The sequence below is a fragment of the Sporomusa termitida genome (assembly GCF_007641255.1).
Lineage (GTDB): Bacteria > Bacillota > Negativicutes > Sporomusales > Sporomusaceae > Sporomusa > Sporomusa termitida.
Map to the genome: position 1 here is coordinate 130,561 of NZ_CP036259.1, position 23,685 is coordinate 154,245.

Sequence of the window (23,685 nt, forward strand, 5' to 3'; positions counted from 1 at the left end):
ATTACGAGGAGGATGGACATGAAAAAGTGGTTGGCAGTAGTATTGGCCTGTCTTATGTTGGCTGGATTGGTGGCTGGTTGTGGTTCGCAGGAAAAGGCGGCGGACAAGCCGGCCGCCTTTACTCCTAGCAAAAACACGGAATTTATTGTCCCCTACGCTCCCGGGGGCGGCAGCGACCTGTTTGCCCGTATCCTGGCCGATATTATCCAGAAGAACAAATTTGCTGACGAAGCGCTGATGATTGTCAACAAACCGGGTGGGGCCGGCGCGGTCGGCGATGCGTACACCTTTTCAAAAAAAGGGGATAATCATGTCATTACCGCTTACGTTTCCGGGCAGATGACCTCCAATCTGATGAATAAGACAGCTGTAAGCTACGACAAGCTGACTCCCATCGTCAACCTGGCCTTGGATGAATACCTGCTTGGCGTGTTGGCGGGCAACTATAAAGCCTTCGATGAACTGCTCGCCGCGGCTAAAGCCGCTCCCAATGAAATCACCATCGGCGGTTCGGGCAAAGGTACTGAAGATGAGTTATGTGTCGGGCTGCTTAACAGGCACACCGGGGCCAGGTTTAAGTATGTTCCCTTTAACAGCTCCGGCGAAGTCATGAGTGCCATGCTGGGCGGGCACATAAAAGCCGGCATATTCAATCCCAATGAATGCAATGCCCAGATAGCAGCGGGAAAAGTAGCCACGATAGGCGGGTTTGGCGTAAAGAGACTGGCCAGCGTATTTAAGGATACTCCCACCTTTGGGGAGCTTGGCTATCAAGAGGTGGTCTTTCAACAGTTCCGTGGCATAGCCGGGCCGCCTGACATGTCGCCGGCGGCGGTCAAATTCTGGGTTGAAGCCTTCAGAAAAGCAACTCAGACCGCCCAGTGGCAACAAGACTATCTGGCGAAAAACAGTTTAACCGAGCATTTCCTGGAGCCGGAAGCCTTCAAAAAGTTTTTGGGCGAGGAAAACCAAAAATATGCCGACATTCTTAACGATATCGCCGCCCAATAACCAAAGTTGAAACGGCCGGCAATACAGCCGGCAAATTAAACAAGGAAAGGAAATAAAATAATGGCTAAAAAAACGATTTTGGATTTTCAAAGCATGGTCAGCAAAGGCGAAAAAATTGTTTATCTGACCGCTTACGATTATCTCACGGCCAAGATGCAGGAAAAAGCAGGCGTGGACATGATTCTGGTCGGGGATTCCCTGGGGATGGTTTCCCTGGGCTATGATACCACTTTGCCGGTAACCATGGCGGATATGATCCGTCATTGCCAGGCTGTCCGCCGGGGCGCTCCCCAGACGTTCATTATCGGCGATATGCCCTACATGTCTTATCAGGCTGCCGATGTTGCCGCTATTGAAAATGCGGGCCGGTTTATCAAGGAGGCCGCCGCGGATTGCGTTAAGCTGGAAGGCGGCGGCCCCAGGATTTTAAACCGCATCCGGGCGATAAGCGAGGCCGGGATACTTGTCATGGGGCATATCGGGCTTACGCCGCAATTCATGGGCCAGATCGGCGGCTATAAAGCCCAGGGAAAAACGGCGCAGGCGGCAATGAGCCTCATCCGCCAGGCTAAGCTGATTGAAGAGGCGGGCGCCTGCAGTATTTTAGTGGAAGGGGTGCCCACCGCTGTTGGCAAAGCAATTGCTGACAGGGCGGCTATTCCCATCCTCGGCATCGGCGCCGGCTCGTTTACCCACGGGCAACTGCTTATATACGCCGATATGGTCGGCCTTTATGACAACTTTACCCCTAAATTCGTTAAGAAATACGCCAAGGTGGGTGAGATCCTGACCACTGCTTTCCAAGAGTACACACTGGAGGTACGGGCCGGAAAATTCCCGGTCGATACTGAGCATACCTATACGATGGAGGCGCAGGAAATTGCCGAACTGGATAAGCTGTTAGCTCAGTAAAGAAGGCGGGCTTGTTTTAAACCAGGCCCGGCAGCCGGTACAGGCGGCTGAAGCAAGCATGATAAAAGGAGGGCAGTACATGGACTTTTTAGTAGCGCTGGCCGGTATCATGATGGTCAACATCGTGCTTAGCGGCGACAATGCAGTGGTTATTGCCATGGCCAGCCGTTGTTTACCGCCGCAGCAGCAAAAAATGGCTATCCTGTGGGGCAGCGCGGGCGCAATCGGGCTACGGCTTATTTTAACCCTTGTGGCCGTGGTCCTGTTGCAAATACCCTATGTGCAGTTTGCCGGCGGTTTTCTGCTGGTCTGGATTGCCGCCAAATTGCTTATGGAAGAAGACAAGTGCGAAGACATTGCCGCCGGCGCTTCTTTTGCAACGGCGATTAAAACAATCATTGCCGCCGATTTGGTTATGAGTCTTGACAATACCCTGGCGATTGCCGCGATCGCCAAGGGCGATTATGTGCTGCTTGGCTTAGGTCTGGCTTTCAGTATTCCGCTTATTATCTTTGGCAGCCAGATTATTATTAAAATTATGGATAGATATCCGGCGGTTATCTATGCCGGGGCGGCGCTTATAGCGTGGACAGCCGGTGAAATGATGGTTGGCGATGCTAAAATCGGCCCTGTAATTGACAATATTCTTCCGGGCTGGTTAGTGCCGGTTGTCATTACCGCCGGTGTATTGTCCATTGGCTTTTGGCGCAATAAGTCGCAGAAGGAGCAGCGCCATGACCGGCGCCAAACCAAGCAGGCCGACACACCAAACTAAATCAGCCCAAACGCCAAAAGACACCGTTTTGCAACGGCGTCTTTTGGCGTTTGCCCGGCATGGGCAAAATCCAGGCGGTGAAATTCCTTTATAGGCTTGAAGTGGGAACCATCTGGCAAGGGTGTCCAGCGTGGGGAGAATCTGAAGGGTTTATAGTATACTGTCACCATGGTGGTAAGATGTCCGTGTTCTTTTTTCATCTGATTGGTCCGGCTGTTATTACTCTCTGTTATTTCCGATTGCTTTGCGCTTCATCTGACCTGCCCACTAAATAATCAAGCGAGACGCCAAAATAGTCGGCTAGCGTGATAAGAGCTGGCAGCGGCGGGGTATCCTTACCATTTTCATAGTATGAGATCTGCCGTTGACTGACGTTTAATAGATTAGCTAAGACCGTTTGATTGATTTTATGCTTATTGCGCAGAGTTTTCAGCCGGTCTGAAAAAAATATTACATACAACCCACCTTTAATACTTGGCTTTTAGAAGCAATACTTCTAAAATAGAAATAAAGATAATTGTAGGCCAACCCATTTTTAGAATTTAAAGCCAACGAGGGGGAGAAAAGGAGAAAGATTTGTTTGCCGGACTGCCTGTGCGGAAACACAGACATAAGTCTGCCTAAAACTGTGTCATCGAGACACCTGTCGCTCATTGTCACACAGGCCTGCGCTGTAGCAGCAACGGAAAACAGGGGGGTTCCGTGCGATTTGTTTCCATTATAGTATAGCGCGGCAGACAAGTGTCTTCAAGGCACTAAGTAAAAGTCTGTGCCTAATGGCAGCGATTTGGTTAGAATGACAATTACCTGCCCGCTTGCTTGGCGGGTTTGTTAATTATGCTGCCGGTAGGTCATTGTCAGCAAGCCGTAGATGCGGACCTTGCCGCGGGCGACCTTTTTGCGCCTGTACTTAGGGTTGTCAGGCACCAGCTCCACAAACTGCTCATCAAGATCATACACGTATTTCAGGGTTGCGTATTCCTCTTCATCGCCGGCAATGCCGACCGCGCAAATCTGACCATTGTCAAAACAGCTTTGCTTGCGGATGAGGGCTTTATCGCCGTCAAAAATTCTGGCGCCCTCCATGCTGTCGCCGACCACACGCAAAATGAAAAATTCCTCCGGGTGGTTGCTCAACCAGGAGCCGGGAATATCCTCGTAGCTTTCGAAACTCTCCAGGGCCAGCACCGGACAACCTGCCGGGATGCGGCCAATGACCGGCACGCGGTAAAAGGCCGGCTGGTCATCGGCGTTAAGGGGGATGGCCGGTAGTTTCCCGGTCTCCTCGACCCCGAATAAACGGCTGAGGGGGATATCGAAAAGAGCCGCCAGCGTGGGGATCAGGGCCGTATCCGGCATGGCCTTGCCTGCTTCCCATTTAGCGACGGCCTGCTGGGTAACGCCGACAATTTTACTGAGTTCCTCCTGCGTAAGTCCTTTTTTTGTGCGTTCTGCTTTAATAATTGCCGCCAACATCTTATCACCTACTTATCTTCATATTACAACTGACTGTTGTAAAAGAAAATAGCAACAACTAAACTTTGTGGAAACAATTGACAACAACATGCGGTTGTATTATCATAAAAGAGACATGAACAACCAGAAGTTGTCGGGGTGAGCATGTGAGAACAAAGCTTATCGAATTTCGCAGCGGGCGGACCCAGGCGGAAATGGGGGCCCGGTACGGTGTGTCCCAACAGTCCTGGAGTTATTGGGAGCGCGGCGTCAAGTGCCCTTGCCCGTTTATCATGAAAAAGATTGCCGATGATGCGGGCGTGCCGATGGAGATTATTTTCGGCGATGTGTTTAACAATAGAAAGTTGTTAAAATGAACTGAGCAGGTTGGCCTGCCGGCGGAGGGAGGAGTCTGTCCCGAAAGTGTCATTATGACACTTTAGGTTGAGGATGTAGTTTTCACGACAACAGCTATCATAACACTGGCCTGCCGGTCGACCCGGGCGGGGCTCAAAGCAATCATCTGGAGGAGGGTTGGTAAATGCCAAAGGGAGATTTGGATACTATGGCCTGGCCGGCGCTGAATTACCTGTATGGTGCCGTACCTGCCGGCAATTATCTTCATACTATTGACTATGCCGGTGGGGCCATTGTCACTGTGGCCATGGCCGGCAATGCCTTTGCGGAAGCGGGAACGATGCCTTTTCCGGCGTACTTTAACGCCAGCGAGGGCCCTGACCGCCCGCCGCTGGCGCCGGCCGGCCAGCAGCACAACGGGGTGGCCCTGCTGAAGGTGGGCAATTCCCTGCTGGCCCTCTTTACCAGCGTGGATGAACCCTGGGGCGCGGCTGCCTACCAGGCCAGTACGCTTGTCAGGCTGCGTATTGAGCCCACGACCGGCGCTCTCAGCTACACCGCCGGCGACTATGTCAAAGTCGGCAAAAATGCCCTGGCTCTGGAGCCGTTTGCCTTTACCTTTAATAACGGCGACTACAACAACATCTATGTTCCCTGTATTGGCGGCCCCCAGCACTTCGGCCGCCATAATCCCGACTCCCGGCTGGACATCGTTGATCTCAGCACCATGACTGCCAGGACTGTCTTCCAGGCGGGACCGGCCGGCAGTACCAGCGATCAGTTGGACTTCCGCGACATTGTCATCGGTAACCGCGGCGACACGTATATCCTGGCCGGCCGCTATAACGAAGACTATGCGACCTTCCGGGGCCGGGTATACAAAACCACCGCCGCCGTCCTCCAACTGCAGGTCAATTCCTCGCCGGCGCCCGCCTTGCTCAGCCAGCTGACGGAAGCGGTGGATGAGATGGCAGCCGCTCCCGGTTTCCTCTGGGCGCTGCTGTATGAGAATGCCCTGCCTGTAAACAATGACCGGTTATGGTTTGTCAGAGGCAACCAGATCGACATCTACAACCCGCCGCCGGCCAGCCTCAAAGACGCACCTTGCCGAACCCTGAGACCGGCGGCTGACCTGGGTTTTGCCAATATTAACTCCGTGACCCCCCTCTGGCAGCCGCCGCTCATCCGGAGCACACAACACCAGGCTTCCCGGTCGCTGGCCGCTCAGGCCCGGCTGGCCTGGCAGGCCCGGGCGGCGGCGCTGAAAGCCAGGGGGGAGCTGCGGACGGACGCAGAAAACAAATCTGTATAGGAATAATAGGTACAGGCGAGGAGGGAGTTATAATTTGTGGGCGAATCAGGTTGCTGACAAAGAAAACACAGCTCATGCAGCCAGGTAGAGGCCTGACTGCATGAGCCGTACTGTTTATTGGACTGTTTGCCTGTGCAGGCGCTAATCATGGCTTGAACATTGGCCGGTTTGGCATTGTCTTACTCTTTTTTTTATATTTACACTATTACAAAAAATACTGCTTGCATTTTTCACATTTTTGTATTAATTTAATATTATCATATAATTAAAAATATTATAATTATATTAAAAGATTTTTCATTACTCTGTTGAGTCCGTTATATTAAATAACTTTTCCTCCGATTGGGAGGAAAAATTATTGTTCTAATGTATGAACACTGTTCTTATATATGTATTTAAATAACTTTGGAGGAATGACGGTATGATTTTTAAAACTATTAGTGAACGCTTAAAAGGACAACCGCAGGGGCAGATTGCTGCACGCAGTATTGCAATTACAGGTTTTGCAACACTTACAGCCATGGCAGTCCTGGAGAAAAATGTTGTTTTTGCACCCTTGTTCTTTTTGCTTTGCCTGTATTATCTTCGAAAATTATTATCAAAAAAACCGCACTTCCCCAAAGATCCTTCTATGAGCTCACGGCCAGTATCCAGCTCTGCGGAGACTAAAGAAGAACTTTTACATATGCTTGGTTACTATAGAAAGCTATTGAATAGCTGGAAATGGATAGCAGTTTTTGGGTGGGTCCTTTCCCTTTGCTTGCTCATTTATGCCCGAAGTATAGTAGTCATACTTCCCATAGGACTTGCCTGCTATTCCACATATGCACTCTTCAGATGCCACCAGGCTGTACATCTGATTGTGACATCACCATCAATGATGGAGAGGAGAGAGGAGGGGAAAAGGCTGAGGCGTCAGCACTAAGTCATTAGTTTAAAAAAAATTGGAGGTGTAATCATGCCCGACACTAAAATTGTTATTAACCCAAGACCTGCAAATCCTGTGACTCCTGCATCAGCTAATGACCCCAAAGAAGCTTTGTTTAGTTATCCTGAACCTGACAAAAAGCTATTATTAGGCTGGAGAGGGCTATTAGGATTTCTTGGGCCTGGTATTATACTTGCTTCAGCAACTGTCGGCTCCGGTGAAGTATTTTTTGCCCCCCGCGGAGCTGCAATATTTGGTTATAGCATTCTTTGGTGCCTATTATTAGGTGCTCTTTCCAAAGGCTTTATGAGTTACACCGGTACCCGTTATATTGTTTTAACAAGTGAGCATCCCATCACCCGCTGGGGACGTATTTTCCCCGGTCCCAAAAACTGGTTTCCTATCTTACTGGGTGTATTAGCGGTGCTAAGTATGCCTTCCTGGGTTGGCGGAGTAGCTAATTTACTTGCCAATATGATGATGTACCTCACGAACGGGGCATTATCTGTTCCGATATGGGCAACAATCTATATCGTGGGAACTCTTGCCATCGTGGCATCAGGTACCTACCAGCATGTTGAGACAACACAGACCTACATTGTAATTGCCAAAGTGATTACATCATTTGTAGCTCTTTTTGCCGTTAACCCTGACTGGGGTCAACTTCTGCTTGGACTTATTCCCAACATGCCGACTTATGAGCCATGGATAGCCACCAAATACCCAGAAATCGCCAGTCGCAGCATTGGTATGGAAATGGTGGCATATGTGGGTGCCATAGGTGGTGGCACTTATGATTACATAGGTTATGTCGGGTTGTATCGTAACAAAGGCTGGGGCGCAATGGGTTTGCCTAATCAAAAAGAGATTGAAGAGAAGCTCCACATTATTGAGGGCCAGTTCCCCTTGCCTACATCCAAAGGAGAAATTGCCAAAGCCAAAACCTGGCTTAAGGCCGCACAAATTGATACTATTGTCAGTTTTGGTACATTACTCTTAATTACTGTGGTTTTCACAGCTCTCGGTTCAGCAGTGCTGCATACGCAGCAGCTCATACCTTCCGGCATGAAACTGCTTGAACATCAAAGTGCCTTCCTTACGGTTATTCACCCCGGACTTGTTTACCTGTACTGGCTGGCAGTATGGTGTGCATTATGGGGAGTTCTCTCCAGCATTTATGAGCTATACCCGTCAACCGTCTACGAAGCCTTCAGACCCGCCTCCAGCTGGGTACGAGAGAAAGGCAAGACCGGTGTCGCCAAATATGTCTGGATCTATATGAGCCTTGGTGGTTTAGCCTATAATTGGGCAGGTTTCAATGTGGTCACAATTGTAATGGTCGGCTCAATCCTTGGCGGGGCATTATCTTGCGGGCTTTGGTGCTTAGCACAAATTTATGCTGAACGCAAAGTATTGCCGCCTGAATACAGGATGTCTTCCTGGGTTGTAGTTTGTGTAGCATTATCAGGTATCTTCCTAATTGCAATGGCTGTCTTCTCGGTTCTGGATCAATTCAAGTTAGTTTAAGCGCTGGGACAAGTGACCTGTCGTGCGCCACGAAGGCGATGGTTGAGAACAACAAGCATCGCTAAGCTTAACTAGAGATGGAGGAAGGCCCTCCGAACCGCCATTCAGGTGGAGGACTCAAACCACCGTAAGCTGCTGTGGACAAAAGCCATGGTAGTGAGCGTTACGGAAAAGGCGAACTGAGAGTTTGTCAGGTAAGTGCCAATGGAGACGAATAAAAATGAACCGCTGTTGAAGTATCGAAACTTGCAGGAGTCGTCAAAACCAGGAGCAGACAGGTATCCTGGGAAGAGTCTGGAGGAAACCTGATTACCGACCAGAGGGCGACCGGTATAGAGGCGGCGTGAATGTGGTACAGGCTTTAGTTAGGAACGTGGGAACCTACGACCCTGATGAGAAAGGAAAACTCCAAGCGGAGACCCCGCAAGGAGGAAAGTACGGATGCGGGGTATAGGGGCGGAATAGCTCGTAGTAGTGAGGAAACTTTTGTAATGAAAGCAGAGCGAAGGAGCTATGTTATCTGGTTTTGAAAATTGGTCAACCAATAGGGAGGAACTAATGGACAAAACAAAATCGTTTGTAATTCCCCGAGAAGCAGTAAAACAAGCATACGAACAGGTAAAAGCGAACAAGGGGTCAGCCGGTGTTGATGGGCAATCCATAGAAGGATTTGAAGAAAACCTGTATAAGCTGTGGAACAGAATGTCCTCTGGAAGCTACTTTCCACCGCCAGTCAGAGCGGTAGAAATACCGAAAAAGAGTGGCGGGAAAAGAATGCTAGGAATACCGAGTGTAAGCGACAGAATAGCACAAATGGTCGTGAAAATATACTTGGAACCCATGGTAGAACCACATTTTTGTCAGGATTCGTATGGCTACAGACCAGGGAAATCGGCTATAGATGCAATAGCGATAACCAGACAGAGATGTTGGAAATACGATTGGGTATTGGAGTATGATATCAAGGCATTATTTGACGCGATAGACCATGAGCTACTCATGCGGGCAGTAACGAGACATACGGATTGTAAGTGGATAATATTGTACATCAGGAGATGGTTAGCAAGCCCATTTCAAACAAGAGATGGAAAAATAATGGTGAGAAAAGCGGGAACGCCACAAGGCGGGGTAATTAGTCCGGTACTAGCGAACCTATTTTTGCATTATGCATTTGATAAATGGATGGCGCGAAACAATCCACAAAATCCATGGGCAAGATATGCAGATGATGGAATAATCCACTGCAAAACCAAAGAAGAGGCAGAAAAGCTACTCAATAAACTAGACCAGCGATTCAGAGAATGCGGACTTGAACTTCATCCAGATAAGACGAAGATTATTTATTGCAAAGACAATAAACGTACAGGGAATAATCAGGAAATAACATTCGATTTTCTAGGATACACCTTTCGGCCAAGAAGCGCTCAAACAAGAGAGGGAGAGCGGTTTCTTAACTTTTTACCAGCAGTCAGCAGGAAAGCAAGCAAAGCCATGCATCAGACGATACGCGGGTGGAAACTTCACCGGAAAACCGATAAAGAACTTGCTGATATAGCCAAAGTAGTAAATCCAGTAATTAGAGGCTGGGTTAACTACTATGGCCGCTTCTACAGGTCTGCGATGTATCCAATCCTGCGAAAATTAAACCAGAGCTTAATTAGATGGGTAGCAAAGAAGTACAAGCGAGTCAATGGCCGCCAAAAGCAAGCGCAAAACTGGTTGGCAAAAATAGCGCAGTGTGAACCTAGTCTTTTTAGCCACTGGCAAATGGGAATTATTCCAATGATTAGATGATGGGAGCCGTATGAGTCGAGAGGCTCAAGTACGGTTCTGAGAGAGCCTGGGGGTGGAACTCCTCCGGGCTACTTACCCCCTTGTCCCGGCTCAAATAGCCCGGCAGGCCGAATCGGCCGTCACCGGCAAAATCCGGATAGGGATTTTAGATAGGTTGGAGTACCAGCTGTTATCTAAGGTGCTGAAAAGCTTTAGAAGAAAATATCCCAATTGAGCAGACAGTTTTTGTTGTGCGCCCGGCATGGGCGGAGTCTAACAGGTGAAAGTCCTGAGCGCGGGTAGATAGTGCCAAGCGCATAGCTAAAGGCAAGGGTGTCCATCGCGAGGTGGAATCTGAAGGAAGCCGGCGGCAAAACTCTGGCCTGACGAACAGAAATCACATAAAAGGCAGAACCAGACTGGGTAAGATTGCGACACAAATCAAAGCCCAAAACTATCCGAAAGTCTGTTCAGTCCCCCTGTTGCTGGCAGTACAGGCCGATCAACCCTGGTATACGCTGCAGGACTTGGTTGAATCTGCCCAAAAACGGCCGGGACAAGTAAAGTTTGGGAATGTAGGCATGGGTTCCTTTCCCCATATACTTGTGGAAATGATTAATCGTGAGGCCGGAATTAATATTGCGCAAGTGCCTTTTTCCGGCGGGGGTGAGACGGTGTCCGCATTATTAGGTGGTCATGTTCAACTTATTTTGGTTAATCCCGTATCCATCAAAGAGCATGTAAAAAATGGTACGGTAAGGATTTTGGCCGTAACGGGTGAACGCCGTATAGCAGACCCGGTGTTTGCCCAGGTGCTAACTTTTAAGGAACAAGGTTTTGACATCACTGTGAATAACTGGCATGGAATCGCCATTCCCAAAGAGACGCCGGTGGCGATAAAAAATAAGCTGGCAGCAGGGATAAAGGCCATCATAGATGACCCCGAATTCCAGGCGAATATGGAGCGGGTTGGCAATCAGGTCGAATATTTAGGCCCCCAGGAGTCGACAGATAAATGGATTGCTGATAGCCAGAAGCTGCAGAAAACATTGCAAGAAAGCGGGATAATGGAGCAGATTAAAGCTCAAAAAAAATAATAACTTAATGATATTTGTGTATTAAGCCCCAACAGGGATTAGAGAGGGAAGTGCAGGCCAATAAAATGCAGCAGGCAATTTTTTGTCTGCTGCATTTTATTGCCGGGGTTTCCGGCGCGACGGCCTGCCGGCGCCGCTGCGCTTCAGTCCTGCTGCTGCTGGAGATAGGCCATAAACTCCTGGCGGAGCTGGCTGCTGTCCCGCAGCCCCTGCCTGTAGGCGATTTCCGCCGCCTTGCCGGACTCCAGTCCGGCCCAAGACTCGAAATCCATGACCAAACCGAGCATTTCCGGCTGCTGGGTCTTCAGCCTGCGGGCCAGTGCCAGCAGCCGGTCCAGGGCGTTGCTGGCATCCTTGACGGTTTGCCGGTAGCCGTCATCATCCGCCTCGGCCAGGCTGAGGATATGGTCGACCCTGGTAAAGACGTACTGATCAAAAGTCTGCGCTAAGACACTTTTTAGCCCGTCGCCGGCGTCCCCGGCCTGCTGCCTGACGCCTGCGGCCAGGGCAGTGTGGACCGTTGGCCTGAGCCGGGTTGTTTTTTCGTGACCCACATGTATACCCCCCCTATAGTAAGGCTGGGGCAGGCTGCTGCCGGTCAGCCCTGCCGCCAGCTTTTACAGGGAAAATCAAAAGCGCATGCGAGGTTGTTACCCTACACATGCGCTTGGCTTCGATGGTTGCTAAAGCCTCAATACCCAATAAGCCGGACCAGGCCGGCCAGGACAGCTGGTCAGACCTGGCGGTCAGGCTGGCCTGCCGCCGCTAATGGCTAGAGAGGAGAGAAGCAATGTGCTGCTGTGTTTAGTCGCACTCACAGCCCGCCCGGCCACCGCCTTTATCGCCGCGCGCTCCCGCTTGTGCAGCGGCGAAAGCCCGGTGTATAATAGACATGTCGTCGTGGACAGCTTGGCTGTTACGTGTAGGTGTTGTACTCACCTTGCGCGGGCCTGGAAGTGCTGGGAACACTTTCAGGTCACGGCGACTTTTGAATTTCCACCTATTTTTAATTGTGCGCACGTGGTGCGCTTCATATATATTTCATAGAAATCATCGCTCCTGCGTTGCGATGTAAGACAACCGACTTACCTTATGCGAAAGCCGCTGGGGGACAATAGCATGTCGGTAAAGTCAGGATTAGACAGCAATTGCTATCGAGTAGCCTGGCGAGTCAGGCCATATATGGTAAAGCCTGTGGGCTGAATCCGGGTCTGTGGCTGTATAGGCGCTGCCGGACGCAAACTCCGGTATCAATGGGTATCTCCAATATTAATTAGATTGGGTATAAGCAGGCCTATTGACGCACCCGCGGTAAGCGGGGTAAACGACCAACCGGGTACCTACGTATGGAGACACTATATGGAGCTGTCAAACGTGACCTGCCTAAGTACCGGCTGACGGTATATGGCAGAGAGCCCTAATAGTAGCCTAACGGCCTTCTGTAATGGAAGGCACATGGTGAAGGCGGGCAGTATTCCAAGTTCCAACCTTGAAAGGAGTTGCTTTGGATGGAGCAATCAAAACTCATGGAAAGACTGGAAGGTTATCGTCGTCGGAATAACGCTGACGATCAACCGGCGTCAGATACCCTTATGCAATCCCTGTTTTGCCAATGTCGAAACCAACAGGTTTCAGCTTAATCAACTCAGTCGACGATAACTCATTTGGAATATGGAGAGCCGTATGCGGTGAAAATCGTTTGTACGGTTCGGGAAGGGGCGGATTTCTAATCCGCCTATTTCATATAGCTTGTCTGCGGGAATTTGCAAGTACAGACCGGCTCGGCCGACCGGGGTTTTTCTGGGGGGCGAGGAAAGATGAGCCGTAAATATGCGAATAGTTCGGGAATTTTTATTTTTTTGCAGGATTTGCCAGAGTAAAGTCGAAAAAACCAAAAATAACCACAACGTTGATCTAAGCCCTGCCAGCCGGGAAGTTTGTCGTCGATCAGTAATAGCGTAAAAATGCCTGGAGAGCGACGACAAGATACTTAGCGGGAAATAAAGGTTTTGCGCCGCTAAGACCGCATATGGTTTTAAAGGCCTGATTATAAAAGGCCGATTCCAGGCGGTGAAGATGGGTTTTTAGGCTACCTATGAGGATTTGAAACATTAAACCAGCAGAAACGGTAATTACATTGTCACCCGTTTTTAGGCTACCTATGAGGATTTGAAACATACGTATGCAACTCTAAAAATAGATCATCTGGAAGTTTTTAGGCTACCTATGAGGATTTGAAACTTATGGATTCCAACTATGCGCAACGAAGCGAATTAGGAGTTTTTAGGCTACCTATGAGGATTTGAAACCCGATATAGGGCATCCGCAGCAGCCTGTGCGCGTCAGGTTTTTAGGCTACCTATGAGGATTTGAAACCTGTAGTAAATCACTATGGTCTGCCATGTGTTTTACCGTTTTTAGGCTACCTATGAGGATTTGAAACGCAAACACGTCAGATATTTCATTTTGAGTGAGTCCGTCTTTAGGCTACCTATAAGGACTTGAAATTATCCGAATAATCTATTTTAACCCCTCTTTTCCATTTTAGCCTGATTATAAGACGTTATATTGCAGCTTTCCGGTGAAAAGGGGTAAAGCGAGGGATGAAGCATTGGCAGATGAGAAGGAAGAAACGAAAGAGCTGAGTGGAAGGGAAGTTTTTGAAAAAATTTATGAGAACTATCAGGATTTGAACCGGAAGATGGTGAATGAGCTGAAGCTGTCCTCGATACAAGGTGGTTTGACCGGCCATTGCCGGGAGGAAATGTGGCTTAAATTTTTCCGGGATATTATTCCGCAGAAGTTTTCTCTGTCCCAGGGGGTAATCATTATTGATTCCTATGGCAATGCATCGCGGGAAGTGGATATCGCCGTTTACGACGAACAGTATACGCCCTATGTGTTCCGGTATAACACGCTGAAGTTTATTCCAATTGAGGCGGTGGCGGTAGTCATTGAATGTAAGAGCGTTAAGCCGGGGAGTACACAGTTGACGAAGTGGGTGGAAAGAATTGACGCTTTACGGACATGCCAGGCAGGCATTGCCAGAATAGCGACCGGTTATGTTATGGGTTTGAACAATCGCATACAGACCGGGACCCGTCCAATCAAGATTTTAGCCTGTTTGCAGAAAGGTTACGGAACTAAAAAATTGCAGCAAGCTTTTGATTTTATTATTACCAGAAAAAAGGACGAGGCTGTTCACTTTCAGCTTAATGTTGCCAATAAGCGGAAAAGCTTGGGTTGGTGGGGGCAGCAGTTAAATTGCACCGGTTCTGCGGACAATGATTCACAGTGCCTTGTTTTAAAAGAGGCGGCTATATCTAACAATGATCCCGATTCCTGGCAGGGGCTTAATTTCACGAATGAATCTAATGAGATAAACAATACTCTTGCCGATTTAGAAATTGAAGATAACCCGGTATTGTCACTGAATTTACAGCTTAACCAACTGCTGATGCTGATTAATAACCCGATGCTTTTTCCTCATTTTGCCTATGCGCGGCAATTTAACAAAATAGCCGGAATAATCAAGGAAAAACGCCGCAAACAGCCGCACTGTGAAGTAGAACAGAATGATGCGTAGCGTAGGGAAGAAGGAGGTTTTTTATGGCCGTCTATGCCTATATTGATGTCGCCCGTAAGCAGGAGTTTATCTACAAGAATAATAAGCTGCGGGACAATCTGCATAATTCGTTTATTATTAAGGCCATCACGGAAGAACTGGACCAACCGGAACGGCCGGAGGGGTTTTGTCTCAGCGCTTATTTAGAGCAAGCGCATCCGGGACAGTTTACGTTTGTTTATTCCGGCGGCGGCAACAGCATTATCCGCTTTGCTTCACCGGATATAGCGGAAGTATTTGTCAAGAATTTTTCCAGAGAGGTTCTCTGCCGGCATCCGGACCTGGAGCTTTATATCAGTCTGGTTGGGGACGACGAAGTTCCTGACCGGTGCCCCGGCAATGATAAACAACTGCTTGAGAAATTGCATAGGGCGGCAGATAAACAAAAAAACAGGCGCCGGTCCCGTTTCCGGCGATGGACCTATGGTGTGGAGAAAATTGATGAAACCGGACAGGCCGTGCGGCGTGAAGCGAAGAGTTCCCCGGAAACGAAAGCAGCCCGGGAGTATTTAAAGGAGAAATTCCAGGCGCTTGTATCGTCGCAGCATTTTGTTGTTACCACCGAGCTGAAAGATTACCAAAAGGCGGAAGAGGGAAAAAGCTATATCGGCGTCATTGCCCTTGACGGCAATAAAATGGGTGAAATGGTCGCAGGCGCCGGCTGCTTTGCGGAGATAAAGGAATTAAGCACTACCATCGAAGCTATCTATAAGGAAGCGGTCAGGGAAGCTCTGTGTACCTGTGCTGCTAGCTTCCGGGAGCAGGGCCGGCCGATTTGCATCACTCCGGTGCTGATGGCCGGTGATGATATATGTCTGATTGCGGAGGCGGAGCATGCTATTGCAATCGCGGCCGCTATTCTCCAGTCAATCCAAACGGTTTCCGGCCGGCAGAAACAAAATAATGCCCTGTTGGGCCGGGTGATAGCGGGTGGTTATCTGACGGCCTGCGCCGGAGTGGCGATTGCCCGCTATCATTATCCGTTTTTTGAATTGGTGCAGGCAGCGGAAGGCTTGTGCAGCCGGGCAAAGGAAGGACTTTATCATGTTCCGGCCGGCAATGGCAGCTTTATCGACTGGGAGGTGCTGCAGGGGCCGGTGCCGGTTGCTCAGCCTTATAAGCAGTGCCGGCGGCCGGGTCCGGTGAAGGAAATCTTCCATGTTAAGCCCCTGCGCGTGGACCGGTCAGAGCCGGCGGCGCCGGTAACGGTCCAGGGGATTTGTCATTATGATGCGTTTATTGACTTTTTGCGGAACGTCCGCAAGCATGTCAGCACTTCGCTGCTGGCGGAGTGCCGCAAGCATTTTTATTGCGGCTGGGAACCGTACCGTCTGTTTTTTGAGTCTCACCGGGACAGTGGTAAGCTGACGGAGCTGGCCGAGCGGATTTTTGGCTCACACGCCGGAGTCTGGGAACATGCCGTTCTGACTACCGCACAAGAGGGTGTGCCGTTTTCCCGGACCTATATCTTGCCCGATATTTTGGAAATCAGCCCCTTTATCGCTGTACAGGAGGAGGAAGCATATGGCGGAAACAACCTATCAGATCGAGGTGCGGCTTCGCAGTGAAGCAATCTTCAGCAGCGGGGAAAAGGAAAGCAATCAGGTGCAAGACCGGGTGCTGACCGACCGGTACGGGCTGGTATATTTACATGCCAAAACTTTAAAGGGCCAGTTAAAACGGCAGGCCTTTTGGCTCCTGGAGCGCTACCGGAGTTTTGATCAGGCCCGGGCACAGGCGTTTTTGAAAGCTATGGCTGTTTTATTTGGCATGAACGGGGAAGAGGCTTCCCTGACAGGCCTTTCACCGGACCGCCGGCTTTTGTATCAGCCGGGCATTATGCAATTAGGGCATTTGGCGCTGGATGAACGGCTCCGGCAGTATCTGATTGGTTTGCAGGACGGCGGCGGGGAGGGCCTTCTTGGCCCGCTGGATTTAATTGAGGCCCAGACCCATATCCGGACAGGCATTCAGCTTGAGGAAGGAACGGCGAAGGAGGGGCGGCTGACAACCTATCATACGGTAAAACCAGGGTTGACATTTTATGCAACTGTTCGGTTTACGGCCGACCCGGAGCCGTACTTGGACGACTTACAGCGGATTATCTGTTCGCTGAAAAGACTGGGGGCGGGCATCCACCGGGGACGGGGCCTGGTGGATTCACGGTTGTTGCTCAATGGGCAAAGCGTACCGTTCACAAGCGGTAAAGGCCGGGAAACGGAGGTGCATCATGGAATGTTATCTGGTTATTGAGATTATTAATCAGGAACCGCTCAAAATCGGGGCCGGCGGTAGTAAGGCCAGCCAGCGGGAACCGGCGAAAGACTATATACCCGGCTCGACCATTCGCGGCGCCTTTATTGGACGTTTAAAACAGCAGGGCTTGTTTGCGTCCGCCTGGCAGGACATTTTGCTTAAAGCAGCCTGCCATAATGCGTATCCCTACCGCAACGGCCGTCTCTATTTGCCGGCACCGCAGCATTTGCGGCTGAATAAACACGACTGGCGGCGGCAAAAGGCGCTTGGCGACCAGACGGCACAAAGGGCGGCGGTTGTCCAATTAGCGGCCGGGCCGGCAAAGGACCGGAAAAACACCCTGCCTTACCGCTTTTTGGCAACTTATGACGGGGTAAGCCTGAGCGGGCTGCAAGTGGCTAAGGAATACCGGCTGCATCACAATACAAGCAGGAACCCGGACCGGGAGGAACGGGACAATCTCTTCCGTTATGAGGCGATCGCCGCCGGCCAGGTTTTCCGTACGGTGTTTCGCTGCGACCAGGTGCTGGCGCCTTTGTTGCCGGCGGTATTTCCGGAGGAGGAAACGACGATCTATCTGGGCGGCTCCAAAAGCTCCGGCTATGGCCTGTGCCGGTGGAAAAAAATCGACGATGTGCGTGAGCGTTATCAGGATATCAAGCCGTTGCTGGGGCTGCCGGCTCAGGACCGGCCGCAGGCGCCGGGGCAGGAACTGTGGCTTACCTGCCTGTCGGATGTCCTGGTGCGCAACCGCTATGGCCAGCCGGAGAATGATATACCTGCTGCGTATATCGAGAGCATCAGCGGTGAGCCGGTCAGTCCGGCAGAGCACTTTGTCCATACCGGCATCAGCGAGGGCTACAATGCCACCTGGCAGGCCCGGTATCCGAAGGAGACCACAATAAAGGCCGGCTCAGTACTGCATTATACTTTTGACCGGGAACTGCCGGGAGAGCAGCTGCAAGCCATTGCGGATCAATTGGAAGGCCGGCTGGTGGGAGAACGAACGCAGGACGGATTTGGCTGGTTAGGCGTCAATCTTTTTTATCCGGAGGCATTGCAGATTGCCGAGCAGGCGGCAGAGAAGGAACCGGACAGCAGCGGGGTTCAGGCAAGCTGGCGGCAATTGGCGGCTGCCATGGAAGAAAATGAACATGTCCGGAATACGTGGAAGCTTCTGGCTGCCGGGTTAGACCGAGCAAAAAAACGCTGGCTGCAAAAAATCTTTTTGACGGATGAACAGACGCAGGAACCGGCGGCAGATCGCTTTCTGCTTTCCCCGCAATTAAAAAGACATCATCTGCAAAATATGAACCAGCGGCTGAACAGACGGGATTCGTCGCCAGACCGGCCCTATATGCAGGATAGCCGCCTGTGTTCTATAGCAGACTGCCCTTTTATCGCTGTATTGGCTTACGTGACCGGAGCGGAGAATGCAAAGCTTGCCTGTTATGGGCAGCGTTATTTGCAAACTGCATCGGGGCAGTTGTTTTATGCCGGGGAAAGCGAAACCGCGGCACCTGGAAGCGATAAACAGCGCGAAAGAAAGTTCATCCTGGAACTGCTGGCAATGGGGCTGGCGATCCGTATAGGGAGGAAAACCGATGTGGCAAAGGCTGATTTTTGAGTTTGCAATCCGGGCTGTTTCCCCGGTCCGCTGCGGCGCTGTCGAGAGCGAGGTGGTCAAAGATCCGAACGGCAAGCCGGTGCTTTTGGGGAATTCACTGGGTGGGGCGCTGCGGGACTACTTGCGGCAGGGGGGTGTAGGAAAAGAGGCGATTGAAAAAATAATGGGCGGCGAGGGCGAACCCGGGAATAGAAAGGGCTTCAAGCCAAGCTCTATTCACATCAGCGACGGGACAGTGGAAAATTATGCGGATGAGGAAAGCGACCCGCTTCCCCGCCGGCAAGGGACAAAAATCAACCCTGTTTATGGCGCGGCTGAGCAAAATCAGAAATATGAATTGGAGTATTTGCCGGCAGGGACAACGGTCAGCTTTACAATTGAGAGTGATGTGTGGGCCGGCCATGAAGCTAAGGCCGGGCTGCAGCTCCGGGAACTGGAGAAGGTTGTTGCCACCTGGGCCAACGGATTTGCCGGCGGGGCGATAGTGCTGGGAGGACGAAAAAGCAATGGTTTTGGCCGGTTTACGCTGGACTCGCTGCAAAAGAGGGTATTTTCTCTGAGCAGCAGCCAGGCGCTGGACAGGTTTATTTTTGACGGCGATGAAAGCCGGCCCCGGAGGAGGTGCTCTGGCAGACGCTGCCGCACTATACCTTGTTGCCCAGGAGAGCCGCTACTTTCACTTTGCAGGGCGAGTTTCCCTACGGCGTGTACCAGGCTTTTCCCCTGGCGGATACGGATGCAGGCGCCCGGGCGGTGGGTTCCGGGCGCGGACCGCTTACCGGTTTGTTGAAAAAAAGAGATCGGGCTAATGGCGGTCGTACGGCTGGCGCGGAGTATTATATTCCGGCCGCCAGTTTGAAGGGTGTGCTGCGGCATGAGGTCCGCCGTCTGCTTGGACGCATGGCGCATGCTGCACCGGCGATGGCGGCGGACCAGTTGCCCGGCAAGATTGAGAAACATCTGGCGGATTTGTTTGGCAGTACCGACAGTACCGGTAAACTGACCGTACATGATATAGTGGTTACAGGGACCCCGGTCACCGTAGCCCGGGACAGTTCGCAGACAGACCAGCCTGTTTATACTAAAATTGACCGGCTGACTGGCGGCAGTTATGTTAGCGCGCTGAAGCGGCAGCAGGAAATTCAGGGAACGGCTGTCATCAGCCTGGAACTGGCCGTTAAGCCTGCTGCAGACGGATATTTTCACTATATATTCCCGCTGGTTTATGTCCTGCGGCGTCTGGGGGCAGAACTTGTGCCGCTGGGCGGCCGGACGGTGGCCGGTCTGGGGCAGTTTAAGGCGCCGACGGTGAATATTGACTGTGGTGGAGAAACCTGGAATATAGAAACGGGTCCCGATTTGTCGGCCGGCAATCGCCGGCAACTGGAAGTATGGTGGGAAGCTTTTGCAGGGTGGTGCAGGCAATGAATGAACTTGCCGCTTTTGATATTACCAGGCTGGCTATGGATGATGATTATTATTTTATTGCCCATACGCTGGACTGCGTGCTGCTGGGCCGGCCGGGGGAGTCTGATCACCGCAGACTGCTGGCAGCCATACAAAACGGAACGCTTCTGGAAGCGCACTTTTTTAATGCTGCCGGGGAAATCTTTGTGACCCGCAGCCAGGACCGGCTGGTGCAGTATGAGCCGCTGCTGCATGACCGGAATGGTTTTGCGGCAGGCGAGGTTATTGCCCGCGAATATGAGCTGGAGGAGAAGTTCCGGCAGCAGAGCGGATATCACTCGCTGACGGTAAAGGAATACATTAAATATGATGAGGACCATTTGGCTTATGTGGAAAAAACGGTGCTGTTTACATTGAATAAGGCAGGTGATGCGCATGGCGGAAAATAGGCGCGGCAGCAGAGCCGGAAAGGCAGATAAGCTGCTTCCTTATGACTTTGTTCCCTTTGCCGAAACCGCATACTATCCCTATCAAAAGCCAGGGACAGAGAACAGGCCGGATGGCCGGGGCGGCGATCTTCCCGGGCATGACTGCAGGCAGAACGATAAGCTATCCGGCTTTATTGAATACACCCTCACCCCTTATTCGGACCTCGCACTGGAGATCCGGCAGCGGCTGGGCGGCGGCTATTTCATGAGCGGCAGTCAGATCCGCGGCCGGGTAAGGGCGAATCTGGAAATTCTGAGTGCCAGCTATCCGGAGTTTATTGACACGACACCGTTGCTGTACCGGGACTTAACAGGGAAACATAGCAAGGACTATAGAGAAAGAATCAATCCTGACAGTGAGCAAAGAGGCATCGAGTATGCTGTGCAGGCCGGATTTCTGGTTAAGGAAGACGATGCTTTTTACATCATTCCTGCTCCTAAGATTGGCGAAAAATATTTTCTGTCTATTAAAGAGCACCGTTTACTGCAAATGGGAATGGCTCAGCCGGGGAAATGCTTCCGTTCCTTGTATTGCTGGGAACCGGAAATGCTGGAGCGTTTTCGGCAATTGCAGGAGCAAATTGATGCTTTTACCAAAACCATTAAAATGCTGCGAGCCCGGTTAAAGTCCGCATTGCAGCCCATTGAGGGCAAGATAGCGGATAAATTCCGGAGCAACTATGGTTTTCAGCAGCGATTAAAAAATATTCTATATGACATTAGAGCCAAGAAAAATTATTCCTTGCCTGACGAACTGGCAGGATTTAAGCGGAAACTGCTGGCAGAGCTACGGCCTGTGGGCGGGCAAGGCAATGTAGAGGAGTTTTTCCAGAAGCTGGTTGACCGCTGGGGATTGAAAGCAGAGCTGTACATTAGCTATCAGCAGTTAAGAAAGAATCGGGATTTTCGCCCTTATCAGCAGAAAGTTTTTTTGCAAAAAGATGAAAATCAGGGAATTATAAAAATCTCTTATCAGACTGGGCCGGAACCTGCTTATTTATTCAACTCCACCAATGCTTCCTCCAAAAGAAGCCATTATTTGGTGCTGGCACCCGGCAACAGTGGCAGCCTGCCGGAATCCTACAAGGTACCTGCCCACGTCATTGCCGCTTATAGGCGGAATCTGGATAAATTCCGGCAAACGGACAAAAATACATCAGTAAAAGAGTTTTACAATATTTTTGAAAAATATGATGAAGTTTGCCGGCAGAATAACGCGCTGGCAGGGCTTATCGTATTTTTCCAACAGGAGCAGGGAGAGGTGCGTCACGTTGGCCGGACCCCTTATTTTAAAATTCCTTACCGGCATCAATTAACCACTCTGCTGGGGCGGCGTGAACCGGAGAAAGTGGATTACGCCGGTGCCTTATTCGGTTTTGTTGCAGAGAAGACGGCAGCTGAGCCGGCAGAGCGGCAAGCTCAGGCCGGTTTAATCACTGCTTATAAATCACGCTTGCGATTTACGCCGGTAGATATTGAGCCTGGCGATACGCAAACCCCGGACTTGCACAAACCGCCATTGCAGCCATTCCTGCTGCCAACGCCGCGTGCATCGGCTTGTGCCATGTATCTTGAGCAACCGGCAGGGGGAGACTTGCAGACTTATGAGCAATTGGAGCGCCCACGTTTAAATGGGTATAAATACTATCATATTTTTCCGCCAACGTTAAAAAAAGGGAAACCGGAAAATTGGCTGAATCCCGGTATGCTGAGCAATAAACCGATCATCCAACGCGATAGCGTGAAGTTGCTGCGAGGGAAGATCTATTTCCATAATCTCACCCAAGCGGAATTGGGTCTTTTGCTTCTCAGCCTGGAACCTAAACAACTGTTAAAAACCCGGCAGTATGGCCCGCAGGCGGAGCAATACCGTTGTGAGTTGGAACAGGCGTACGATCTCATTGGTGGGGCCAAGCCTTATGGGTATGGAAAGGTAAAAATTGAAGTGCGGAAACTGGAACTTGAGAAAAGCGGCTGTGATTTTGCATCGCTGGTTCTGGATACGGAAGAGATAATTGCCGCCGGCACCTGGGGTGAGTATATTGACACCTTTATTGCAGGCATGGGGGGCAGCAAATACTTTGATACCGTCCATTTCCGCCAATACCTGCAAAGTAAACTGGAACTGCCCGATGACAATGAACTGATCACCTGGGACCAACTGCCGACAAAAATAGCGGAAGAAAAATCCTCACAGGTTGGCTATCCGAAACATTGGCGTTTGCAGAGAATAGGGAAAAAGCATTAACTTAATTTACGGATTTGGATTGTACAGTAACTGGCAGGATGGGAAGAATGTATAATACTTACATATTTATGCAGGACCTGAGCTTATACAAGCCGAAAATAGTAAAAATGTGTTTTATGTACTCAGTGATTAGTTTTTTGCCTAGTTAAAAACTGTCGTCGATGTCCAGTAAGGTAAAAATACCCGGAGATCGACGACAGAATAATCTGCGTAAAGCAAGGCTTCTTTAGCAATGGTGTATTATGCATCTCTAAATCTGAATTTAAAAACGCTTATTTCATGCGGTAAAAATGGGATTTTAGGCTACCTATAAGGAATTGAAACGACTTACCCGGCTTATGAAGACACGATAACACAAGTCGATTTTAGGCTACCTATAAGGAATTGAAACCTGCGTCACCCTCTTTTGCATCCGGCAGGGCCAGGATTTTAGGCTACCTATAAGGAATTGAAACCCGGACTGCGTATAACGAACCTCAACATCTTTTCCGATTTTAGGCTACCTATAAGGAATTGAAACCAAAAATGGTCAGAACCCTGCAACAGCCCAAAAGAGGGATTTTAGGCTACCTATAAGGAATTGAAACTCAATTGTAACTGCAAGATGTTTAGCATCTTGAATGATTTTAGGCTACCTATAAGGAATTGAAACTGGACAAGTGGGACCGTGACGAAACCATAGACCGCGATTTTAGACTCCTATAAGGAGCTTGCAGGCTACGTACCATAAACAAGAGAATTTCTCTTAAGGTGAAGTAGTAGCCTGTCTTTTCTATGCCTGCAGGGACCGGCACTTGATAACATAAAATGTCTTGACAAGTTTGACCAGAGCGAATAGAATAATAATCAGATTGACTGACTGGAAAACCAGAGGTGAGTAGCAGGGG

At 50.2% G+C, this 23,685-nt stretch carries 21 protein-coding genes and 2 CRISPR repeat arrays; of the genes, 17 read left to right on the forward strand and 4 right to left on the reverse strand.

Annotated elements, in window-relative coordinates:
* Window positions 1–18: 18 nt before the first annotated feature.
* From SPTER_RS00710 to SPTER_RS00720, 3 genes are all read left to right on the forward strand, one after another.
* On the forward strand, window positions 19–1,011 hold the full coding sequence (locus SPTER_RS00710; RefSeq protein ID WP_170233081.1) for a Bug family tripartite tricarboxylate transporter substrate binding protein: 993 nt from the start codon (window positions 19–21) through the stop codon (window positions 1,009–1,011).
* 60 nt (window positions 1,012–1,071) lie between these two features.
* Window positions 1,072–1,923, forward strand: coding sequence for a 3-methyl-2-oxobutanoate hydroxymethyltransferase (gene panB / locus SPTER_RS00715; RefSeq protein WP_144348603.1), 852 nt, complete (start codon window positions 1,072–1,074; stop codon window positions 1,921–1,923).
* Window positions 1,924–2,002: 79 nt separating this feature from the next.
* Entirely contained in the window at window positions 2,003–2,698 is a 696-nt protein-coding gene (locus SPTER_RS00720; RefSeq protein ID WP_144348604.1) for a TerC family protein, read from the forward strand.
* On the opposite strand, the gene SPTER_RS24450 is transcribed toward SPTER_RS00720, so the two are convergent.
* The 3 genes from SPTER_RS24450 to SPTER_RS00730 form a co-directional block, all read right to left on the reverse strand.
* Window positions 2,695–2,898, reverse strand: a complete 204-nt coding sequence (locus SPTER_RS24450; RefSeq protein WP_170233082.1) for a hypothetical protein — start codon at window positions 2,896–2,898, stop codon at window positions 2,695–2,697. The genes SPTER_RS00720 and SPTER_RS24450 overlap by 4 nt on opposite strands.
* Window positions 2,899–2,927: 29 nt before the next feature.
* Window positions 2,928–3,158, reverse strand: a complete 231-nt coding sequence (locus SPTER_RS00725; RefSeq protein WP_246105429.1) for a helix-turn-helix domain-containing protein — start codon at window positions 3,156–3,158, stop codon at window positions 2,928–2,930.
* Between the two features lie 371 nt (window positions 3,159–3,529).
* Entirely contained in the window at window positions 3,530–4,174 is a 645-nt protein-coding gene (locus tag SPTER_RS00730; protein ID WP_144348605.1) for a LexA family protein, read from the reverse strand.
* Window positions 4,175–4,320: 146 nt separating this feature from the next.
* Here SPTER_RS00730 and SPTER_RS00735 point away from each other — a divergent pair, with 146 nt between their 5' ends.
* The 6 genes from SPTER_RS00735 to SPTER_RS00760 all read left to right on the forward strand — a co-directional run bounded on the left by SPTER_RS00735 (window position 4,321) and on the right by SPTER_RS00760 (window position 11,147).
* Window positions 4,321–4,530: a helix-turn-helix transcriptional regulator gene (locus SPTER_RS00735; RefSeq protein WP_144348606.1), complete on the forward strand. Its 210-nt coding sequence runs from the start codon at window positions 4,321–4,323 to the stop codon at window positions 4,528–4,530.
* Window positions 4,531–4,694: 164 nt separating this feature from the next.
* Window positions 4,695–5,822 (forward strand): hypothetical protein, encoded by a 1,128-nt coding sequence (locus tag SPTER_RS00740; protein ID WP_144348607.1) that lies wholly within the window; start codon window positions 4,695–4,697, stop codon window positions 5,820–5,822.
* 421 nt (window positions 5,823–6,243) lie between these two features.
* Window positions 6,244–6,747 carry a hypothetical protein gene (locus tag SPTER_RS00745; RefSeq protein ID WP_144348608.1) on the forward strand — a complete coding sequence of 168 codons (504 nt, stop codon included), beginning with the start codon at window positions 6,244–6,246 and terminating at the stop codon, window positions 6,745–6,747.
* Window positions 6,748–6,780: 33 nt separating this feature from the next.
* A complete protein-coding gene (locus tag SPTER_RS00750; RefSeq protein WP_144348609.1) occupies window positions 6,781–8,277 on the forward strand; it encodes an Nramp family divalent metal transporter in 1,497 nt (498 codons plus the stop codon).
* A 558-nt stretch (window positions 8,278–8,835) separates the two neighbouring features.
* Complete coding sequence (gene ltrA, locus SPTER_RS00755; RefSeq protein WP_144348610.1) at window positions 8,836–10,071, forward strand: group II intron reverse transcriptase/maturase; 1,236 nt, start codon at window positions 8,836–8,838, stop codon at window positions 10,069–10,071.
* Between the two features lie 326 nt (window positions 10,072–10,397).
* Window positions 10,398–11,147, forward strand: a complete 750-nt coding sequence (locus tag SPTER_RS00760; protein ID WP_170233083.1) for a Bug family tripartite tricarboxylate transporter substrate binding protein — start codon at window positions 10,398–10,400, stop codon at window positions 11,145–11,147.
* Between the two features lie 143 nt (window positions 11,148–11,290).
* Here SPTER_RS00760 and SPTER_RS00765 read toward each other — a convergent pair whose 3' ends face one another.
* Complete coding sequence (locus SPTER_RS00765; RefSeq protein WP_144348612.1) at window positions 11,291–11,701, reverse strand: hypothetical protein; 411 nt, start codon at window positions 11,699–11,701, stop codon at window positions 11,291–11,293.
* A 1,526-nt stretch (window positions 11,702–13,227) separates the two neighbouring features.
* Window positions 13,228–13,655: a CRISPR direct-repeat array (repeat unit 30 nt; unit sequence GTTTTTAGGCTACCTATGAGGATTTGAAAC).
* A gap of 73 nt (window positions 13,656–13,728) precedes the next feature.
* Between SPTER_RS00765 and SPTER_RS00770 the strand changes: the two genes are divergently transcribed.
* The 8 genes from SPTER_RS00770 to SPTER_RS00805 are packed head-to-tail and all read left to right on the forward strand — an operon-like array spanning window position 13,729 to window position 22,798.
* A complete protein-coding gene (locus tag SPTER_RS00770; protein WP_211367380.1) occupies window positions 13,729–14,733 on the forward strand; it encodes a DUF6602 domain-containing protein in 1,005 nt (334 codons plus the stop codon).
* Between the two features lie 23 nt (window positions 14,734–14,756).
* Window positions 14,757–16,340 (forward strand): Cas10/Cmr2 second palm domain-containing protein, encoded by a 1,584-nt coding sequence (locus SPTER_RS00775; RefSeq protein ID WP_144348613.1) that lies wholly within the window; start codon window positions 14,757–14,759, stop codon window positions 16,338–16,340.
* Window positions 16,297–17,025 (forward strand): hypothetical protein, encoded by a 729-nt coding sequence (locus tag SPTER_RS00780; RefSeq protein ID WP_144348614.1) that lies wholly within the window; start codon window positions 16,297–16,299, stop codon window positions 17,023–17,025. Before SPTER_RS00775 ends, SPTER_RS00780 begins: the two co-directional genes overlap by 44 nt.
* Window positions 17,003–18,655 carry an RAMP superfamily CRISPR-associated protein gene (locus tag SPTER_RS00785; RefSeq protein ID WP_144348615.1) on the forward strand — a complete coding sequence of 551 codons (1,653 nt, stop codon included), beginning with the start codon at window positions 17,003–17,005 and terminating at the stop codon, window positions 18,653–18,655. Before SPTER_RS00780 ends, SPTER_RS00785 begins: the two co-directional genes overlap by 23 nt.
* The gene (locus SPTER_RS00790) at window positions 18,633–19,445 is read left to right on the forward strand and encodes an RAMP superfamily CRISPR-associated protein (protein ID WP_144348616.1); all 813 of its coding nucleotides are present in this window, start codon (window positions 18,633–18,635) and stop codon (window positions 19,443–19,445) included. The genes SPTER_RS00785 and SPTER_RS00790 overlap by 23 nt, the downstream gene beginning before the upstream one ends.
* Window positions 19,442–20,083: an RAMP superfamily CRISPR-associated protein gene (locus tag SPTER_RS00795; RefSeq protein ID WP_170233084.1), complete on the forward strand. Its 642-nt coding sequence runs from the start codon at window positions 19,442–19,444 to the stop codon at window positions 20,081–20,083. The genes SPTER_RS00790 and SPTER_RS00795 overlap by 4 nt, the downstream gene beginning before the upstream one ends.
* Window positions 20,080–20,511: a hypothetical protein gene (locus SPTER_RS00800; RefSeq protein WP_144348618.1), complete on the forward strand. Its 432-nt coding sequence runs from the start codon at window positions 20,080–20,082 to the stop codon at window positions 20,509–20,511. Before SPTER_RS00795 ends, SPTER_RS00800 begins: the two co-directional genes overlap by 4 nt.
* The gene (locus SPTER_RS00805; RefSeq protein ID WP_144348619.1) at window positions 20,498–22,798 is read left to right on the forward strand and encodes a hypothetical protein; all 2,301 of its coding nucleotides are present in this window, start codon (window positions 20,498–20,500) and stop codon (window positions 22,796–22,798) included. The genes SPTER_RS00800 and SPTER_RS00805 overlap by 14 nt, the downstream gene beginning before the upstream one ends.
* A gap of 294 nt (window positions 22,799–23,092) precedes the next feature.
* Window positions 23,093–23,450: direct repeats of the CRISPR family, unit length 30 nt; unit sequence GATTTTAGGCTACCTATAAGGAATTGAAAC.
* The last annotated feature ends 235 nt before the right edge of the window (window positions 23,451–23,685 follow it).

Bases quoted from the DNA above. Each gene is read 5' to 3' on its own strand.
- SPTER_RS00710 (WP_170233081.1), top strand. From the start codon at position 19: ATGAAAAAGTGGTTGGCAGTAGTATTGGCCTGTCTTATGTTGGCTGGA.
- panB (WP_144348603.1), top strand. From the start codon at position 1,072: ATGGCTAAAAAAACGATTTTGGATTTTCAAAGCATGGTCAGCAAAGGC.
- SPTER_RS00720 (WP_144348604.1), top strand. From the start codon at position 2,003: ATGGACTTTTTAGTAGCGCTGGCCGGTATCATGATGGTCAACATCGTG.
- SPTER_RS24450 (WP_170233082.1), bottom strand. From the start codon at position 2,898: ATGAAAAAAGAACACGGACATCTTACCACCATGGTGACAGTATACTAT.
- SPTER_RS00730 (WP_144348605.1), bottom strand. From the start codon at position 4,174: ATGTTGGCGGCAATTATTAAAGCAGAACGCACAAAAAAAGGACTTACG.
- SPTER_RS00740 (WP_144348607.1), top strand. From the start codon at position 4,695: ATGCCAAAGGGAGATTTGGATACTATGGCCTGGCCGGCGCTGAATTAC.
- SPTER_RS00745 (WP_144348608.1), top strand. From the start codon at position 6,244: ATGATTTTTAAAACTATTAGTGAACGCTTAAAAGGACAACCGCAGGGG.
- SPTER_RS00750 (WP_144348609.1), top strand. From the start codon at position 6,781: ATGCCCGACACTAAAATTGTTATTAACCCAAGACCTGCAAATCCTGTG.
- ltrA (WP_144348610.1), top strand. From the start codon at position 8,836: ATGGACAAAACAAAATCGTTTGTAATTCCCCGAGAAGCAGTAAAACAA.
- SPTER_RS00775 (WP_144348613.1), top strand. From the start codon at position 14,757: ATGGCCGTCTATGCCTATATTGATGTCGCCCGTAAGCAGGAGTTTATC.
- SPTER_RS00780 (WP_144348614.1), top strand. From the start codon at position 16,297: ATGGCGGAAACAACCTATCAGATCGAGGTGCGGCTTCGCAGTGAAGCA.
- SPTER_RS00785 (WP_144348615.1), top strand. From the start codon at position 17,003: ATGGAATGTTATCTGGTTATTGAGATTATTAATCAGGAACCGCTCAAA.
- SPTER_RS00790 (WP_144348616.1), top strand. From the start codon at position 18,633: ATGTGGCAAAGGCTGATTTTTGAGTTTGCAATCCGGGCTGTTTCCCCG.
- SPTER_RS00800 (WP_144348618.1), top strand. From the start codon at position 20,080: ATGAATGAACTTGCCGCTTTTGATATTACCAGGCTGGCTATGGATGAT.
- SPTER_RS00805 (WP_144348619.1), top strand. From the start codon at position 20,498: ATGGCGGAAAATAGGCGCGGCAGCAGAGCCGGAAAGGCAGATAAGCTG.